Origin of the sequence: Neotabrizicola sp. VNH66 (assembly GCF_049445895.1) — a bacterium.
Taxonomy (GTDB): domain Bacteria; phylum Pseudomonadota; class Alphaproteobacteria; order Rhodobacterales; family Rhodobacteraceae; genus Pseudogemmobacter.
The window spans coordinates 1-1,215 of sequence record NZ_JBMSDW010000052.1; the positions used below are offsets into that span (position 1 = coordinate 1).

General features: G+C 62.1%; 1 pseudogene. It reads right to left on the reverse strand.

What is annotated here, in order from left to right:
- Positions 1-1,147 (reverse strand): annotated as a pseudogene (locus ACO2Q5_RS23885) (IS3 family transposase); the annotation flags it as partial.
- Positions 1,148-1,215 lie beyond the last annotated feature (68 nt).

The following is a 1,215-nucleotide window of genomic DNA, read 5'->3' on the forward strand; positions in this document are numbered from 1 at the left end:
GCGGGTATGAGGAGGATCAGAAAACAGCGTGGGGCGCTGTTTTCCCGACGATTGGGCCAGGCTGTCGAAGATCTCTTCGTTCAGGCATTCATCCCGCAGGCTGCGGTTGAAGGTGAGGAGGGATCAGCAAACAGTCCGGGGGACTGTTTGCCCCGACGCAAGATGTAGCCATTCTGCTGCGGCTTGCCCGGATCGATGTAGTGCCACTCGACCTTGTTGTCGTTCGCCCACTTCAGGATGGCCTTGCGGGTGAACTCGGTGCCATTGTCAGAGACGATGCAAGCCGGTTTGCCGTAGATCCGGACCAAGGCGTCCAGTTCCCGCGCCACTCTGGCCCCCGAGATGCTGGTGTCGGCGATCAGGGCGAGGTTCTCGCGGCAGCAATCGTCGTTGACTGCCAGGATGCGGAACTTGCGGCAGGTCCCGAACGTGTCGGACAAGAAGTCCAAGGACCACCGCTGGTTCGGGCGCAATGGCACCGGCATCGGGGTTCGGCTGCCGCGCGCGCGTTTACGGCCACGGCGGCGGCGCACCGACAGGCCCTCTTCCCGGTAGATGCGGTAGAGCTTCTTCTCGTTCATGATCATGCCCTTGCGCTCCAGCATGATACCCACGCGCCGCCTCTCACGGTTTGCCAGGCAAACCGTTGCCGGCCAACGGATAGCCGAAGCGACGGCGCTTCTCGGCGATCTTGTGCATCGCCTCACGGATCTCCGGGTTGTCAGGCGGTCGTTCCCGCCGCACCGTCTTCGGATCGACACCGATCAGGACGCAGGCCCGGCGTTGAGAGATCGGATGATCCTTCATCGCCCGCAGCACCGCGTCCCGCCGCGCCATCGGTGTCGTCAGGGCTTTCCCAAGAGATCCTTCAGAACCACCCTCGCCATTGGGCTTGAACCAATGGCGCCGCAATGGCTCGATCCAGCATCGCATCCGCCAAAAGGCGCTTCAGCTTCGCGTTCTCGTCCTCGAGCTGCTTCAGCCGCTTGGCGTCCGACAGATCCATCCCGCCATACTTGGCCTTGAGCTTGTAGAACGTTGCCGGGCTCAGCCCATGCTTCCGGCACAACTCGGAGGTGGGCAGTCCCGCCTCCTGTTCCTTGATCATCCCGATGATTTGCGCCTCGGTGAAACGGCTTTTCCTCATGTCGTCTGCTCCTTCTCAGGTTGGGCAGACTCTACATCACAGCGAGGGATCTTCCGGGGGGCAGGTCA